4 protein-coding genes are annotated in these 4,383 nt (G+C 59.1%); 2 read left to right on the forward strand and 2 right to left on the reverse strand.

Features of this window, described 5'->3' with window-relative positions; translation table 11 throughout:
- Window positions 1–175: 175 nt before the first annotated feature.
- The gene (locus CW742_RS07855; protein ID WP_292418802.1) at window positions 176–505 is read right to left on the reverse strand and encodes a hypothetical protein; all 330 of its coding nucleotides are present in this window, start codon (window positions 503–505) and stop codon (window positions 176–178) included.
- A 108-nt stretch (window positions 506–613) separates the two neighbouring features.
- Window positions 614–1,132 (reverse strand): hypothetical protein, encoded by a 519-nt coding sequence (locus CW742_RS07860; RefSeq protein ID WP_292418804.1) that lies wholly within the window; start codon window positions 1,130–1,132, stop codon window positions 614–616.
- A gap of 131 nt (window positions 1,133–1,263) precedes the next feature.
- Here CW742_RS07860 and CW742_RS07865 point away from each other — a divergent pair, with 131 nt between their 5' ends.
- Window positions 1,264–2,754: a DHA2 family efflux MFS transporter permease subunit gene (locus tag CW742_RS07865; RefSeq protein ID WP_292418806.1), complete on the forward strand. Its 1,491-nt coding sequence runs from the start codon at window positions 1,264–1,266 to the stop codon at window positions 2,752–2,754.
- A 134-nt stretch (window positions 2,755–2,888) separates the two neighbouring features.
- A partial coding sequence (locus CW742_RS07870; protein ID WP_292418809.1) for a putative manganese-dependent inorganic diphosphatase occupies window positions 2,889–4,383 on the forward strand: 1,495 nt, incomplete at its 3' end.

Genomic DNA, 4,383 nt, shown 5'->3' on the forward strand with positions numbered 1-4,383 from the left:
ACTGGATTTTACGTCACTCATTACCAAACCACCCCCACGCGTCCGCGTGATAGTTTCCTCTTGGACGATGAGACGATAAACCTTGCGTGCGGGAGAGCAATGGTAAGGATCGGAAAACCGGTGAAAAGGACCAGAACGCTTTTTCCAGCAAAAAGATACCGGGAAAAATCTCCGGTTACTTGTGGATGGCAGGCGGATTCCTGAGCACAGGCTCAAAGGCCTTGTTCATGTCCTTCACGTAACTGGTGTTCGAGAGTCCCAGCAGGTTCATGGTGTCATTGAAGAACGTGATGAGCGCCCGGCTTGTGGCATTCAGCCACTCGACCATCTCCACCATGGACTCCTGCGAGCCGAGCGGGGCGGTGCCCTTTTCCGGTACTTCGAGGCTCAGGTTCTGCGCATTCCGCAGCAGCTCCTCCTCGGACAGGTCAGCGGCCTGCACGGGGGAGAGGAAAAGAACTGATGCAACAACAAAAACAACAAGGAGAACAGGGCGGCAGTTCATGGAGGATCACATCGGGATTCTGGTAAATCCCCCTCGGCGTGACAGACGAAAAAGATTCTGAAATGCACCGGGCCCGCGGGCTGCTGCCCGGTGTCTGTGTGGAGGTGCTCATGACTGTTTCTTTGCATCGAAAAGGCGCTCGGCCGGGCATCCGATCTCCCGCTGTTTACAGAACCGGCACGCAAGGTGTCCCCGGACAAATGCATTGCCGGCAAATCCGAGAAGGAGGAGGAGGATGACGAGGAGAAGGATTGTCCATGAGAACTGCTGTACCAGGAGCACGATACCGGCAATGACGGGAACCAGGAAGACAAGGAAATCCGGGACAAGGTCTTTCCAGCCGATCTTCAGCTGCGCAAACTTTTCCGGGCTGCCGCGCCGGAAGAGCAGGGCGGAGAGCCGTCCTTTGCCAAAGGCACAGGTCTTCCCGAAATAGTAACAGTCCCTGCAATGCCCGCTCACGAGCCGGAACTCGAGGGCAAGCACAAAGAGGAGATACAGGAGGGCCCAGGGGAGACCGATTTGGAAGAGGAGGAACGCCCCGGTGACCCAGGTTACGAGCAGGACAAGGTTCGATACGATGACGGTTGTCACGGGGTAGTTCTCACAACAGACCGGTTCCTGCATGCCGGAAACGATGCCTCGGAAATATGATAAATTCTCTGAAACAGTTCCGGTATACGATCCCCCGTCACCCTTTCTTGTCCCGTCCCCATCGTTCCGCAACCCTCATGTAGCAGCACCGACAACTCCAGTAAATGGATAATCCGGCCACCGGCACCGCACCAAAACAGGGTTTCGCCCTCCTCGTCTTCTCCATTTCGCTTGCCATGTTCATGACAAGCCTTGACGGCACGATCGTCAACATCGCGCTCCCGACCATCTCCGAGTCCTTCAATGTCTCGACAAGCACGGTCAGCTGGGTTGCGACTTCCTACCTGCTTGTCATGGTGGGCTGCGTGCTCGTCTTTGGGAAAGTTGCCGATACCCTCGGGTACAAGAGGGTGTTCCTCTCCGGTTTTGTCATCTTCACCATTGGCTCGTTCTTCTGCGGGTTCCTCCCGGAATTTATTGCGGGATTCCCCTCGCTCATCGGGTCGCGGATGTTCCAGGCCGTGGGTGCCGCGATGCTCATGTCGGTAGCCGCTGCCATGATCTCCACGTTCGTTGCCCCGGACCAGAAGGGGAAGGCGATGAGTATCATCATGATGCTTGCAGCACTCGGGACTGCGCTTGGCCCCACCATCGGCGGCGTCCTCACCCAGTACCTCTCGTGGCACTGGATCTTCTTCATCAATATCCCGGTCGGGATTGTCGCCATTCTTCTCGGGGCGAAGGTGATCCCGGCGAGCTGCCCGGTGAAGAGGGAAGGCGGGTTCGACCGGCTGGGGGCGGTGCTTGCCTTCACCGGCCTCGCCTCGCTCGTCTTCGTGGTCTCGGAAGGCTCGACATTCGGCTGGACTTCGCCGGTCATCCTGAGCATGGCTGTTCTCATGGTGGTCTCCCTTGGCTGGTTTGTCCGGCACGAGCAGTCTGTGACCGACCCGATCCTCGACATCCGCATGTTCAAAAAGAGGAATTTCGTCATAGCAAACCTCATTCTCGCGCTCGTCTTCTTCAGCCTCTCGGGAATCAACTACCTCCTCCCGTTCTACCTCGAATATGTCCAGCACTATGAGACCTCGACCGCCGGCCTGGTCATGACCGCCCTCTCCTTTGCGATGATGATAGCAGGCCTCATTGCCGGTGTCGCGTTCAACCGCGTGGGCCCCCGCCGGCTCTGTATCATCGCAAGCATCCCCCTCATCCTCGGCTACTTCCTGATGACCATGCTGCATACCTACACGTCCATCGGTTTTGTCATGCTTGCCCTGGCCCTGATCGGGTTCGGGCTTGGGCTGATCGTCAGTCCCATCACCACGATGATCATGATGTCGGTATCAAAGACCAAGGCAGGAATGCTATCGAGCCTGACGAGCCTCGAGCGGAACGGCCCGCAGTCCATTGGTATCGCTACCTACAACGCGCTCCTCATCCTCGGCGTCGTGATGATCGCGAAGAGCTATGAAATCACGAAAGAAGCGCCGGTCAATATCAAGCTGGAGGTGCTCTCCGCCGGGTTCGATATCGCCTTCATCCTCTCGCTTATCATGGGAATTGTCATCCTCATCCTCTCCCTTGCGGTGAAGGAGGAGATTCACCCGGATTATGCCGCAGAGGCAAAGATCCTGATCAAGGGTGGGGAGTAGAGGTGCCGGGACTGCCGGCACTCGTTTCCCCGTTTTTCCGTACAACGCGTTTCTCTTTCTTCCGGTTCCCCAGAGCTTATGACCCGGGAACGCCCATTACTGCCTGATACCCCGGCACTGCCGGGTGCCTTCCCATGACCCCCATCTATCTTTTCGGTCACCGGCAGCCTGATACCGACAGCACGGCCAGTGTCATCGGCTACGCGGAGTTCCTCAATCGCGACTCCCCCGACCGTGCCGTCCCGGCGCGGTGCGGGGAACTGAACCCGGAATCGAAGTGGATGCTGGAACGGTTCAAAATCCCGGAACCGGTCCACATCCCGTCTGTCGAGCCCCTGCTCTCCGATATCACCTACAAGCCGGTCTTCTCGCTTTCGCAGGATGTCCCGACCGTTGACGTTGCGGCCCTGATGGTAAAGGAGGGGATCCGGAACGTGGTCATCACCGACACAGCAGGCCGGCCGGTCGGCATGATAGGGGAGCACGCCCTTGCCGGGGCATATCTCCGGAAGATCCACATCTCCGAGCTGACGGTGACGCCGATTCCGGTTGGCACCCTTGCCCGGATCCTGAACGCGGAGGTCCGCGTTGCCGCACACGATGCCCTTGAAGGCCGGGTCTACATCGCGATCGACGCCCTCCACGTCACGCTCGCAAAGATGACGAAAAACGACATCGCGGTAGTCGGGGACGACGAGCCCGCCCAGCTGGCCTTCATCTCGGCCGGCATTGCGTGCCTGATCATTGCAGAAGGCGCTCCCGCGGGCGACCGCGTCCTCTCCGAGGCCAAGAAACGCGGTGTCTCGGTTCTCTCCACCGACCTGGATGCCTTTGGTGTCGGCAAGATGATCAACCTCTCGCTGCCGGCCCGCGAAGTGATGGAGACCGAGGTACCGGTCCTCACGTTCGACGACACGCTTGCACGGGCGCGGAAGGTGGTCTCGTCCTCGAAGTTCCGTGCCGCCTGCGTTGTCACCAAAGAGGGGACGCTCGCCGGCGTCCTGACCCGGACGACCCTGCTCGACGATGTCCGGAAGCCCGTCATCCTTCTCGACCACAACGAGGCGTCGCAGGCCGTCGAAGGGATTGGGGAAGCGGAGATCGTTGAGATCATCGATCACCACCGGCTCGGGACGATCACGACATTGAAGCCCATCCGGTTCCTCAATGATCCCGTTGGCTCGACATCGACGATCATTGCGATGAAGTTCCGGGACTCCGGCCGACCCCCGTCAAAAGCCGTTGCGGGAATCCTCCTGTGCGGGGTCCTCTCCGACACGCTCGCCCTGCGCATGTCCACCACCACTGCGACTGACCGGGACGCCGTGGAATACCTTGCGAAGGTTTCCGGAGAAGACCCGGGCGCACTGGGTATCGAACTGCTGGAGCAGGGGATGGACCTTTTGGGGGTGCCTCTTGCCACCATCCTCTCGCGGGACACCAAGGAGTTCGATCTTTCGGGTCGGAAGGTGATCATCTCGCAGGTGATGGTGCCGACGTTCTCGTGGAACACGGAACGGTCTGAGACTATTGGCCAGGAACTCCGTTCGTTGCAGGAGAAGAGCGGGGCCGACCTCGTCCTTGCCCTCTTAACGAGCGTCATGGACAATGCGAGTGACTGCTATGGCG

The sequence above is a fragment of the Methanoregula sp. genome, assembly GCF_002835825.1.
Classification (GTDB): domain Archaea; phylum Halobacteriota; class Methanomicrobia; order Methanomicrobiales; family Methanospirillaceae; genus Methanoregula.

Coding starts and splice junctions, on each gene's coding strand:
- CW742_RS07865 (WP_292418806.1), top strand. CDS start 1,264: ATGGATAATCCGGCCACCGGCACCGCACCAAAACAGGGTTTCGCCCTC.
- CW742_RS07860 (WP_292418804.1), bottom strand. CDS start 1,132: ATGCAGGAACCGGTCTGTTGTGAGAACTACCCCGTGACAACCGTCATC.
- CW742_RS07855 (WP_292418802.1), bottom strand. CDS start 505: ATGAACTGCCGCCCTGTTCTCCTTGTTGTTTTTGTTGTTGCATCAGTT.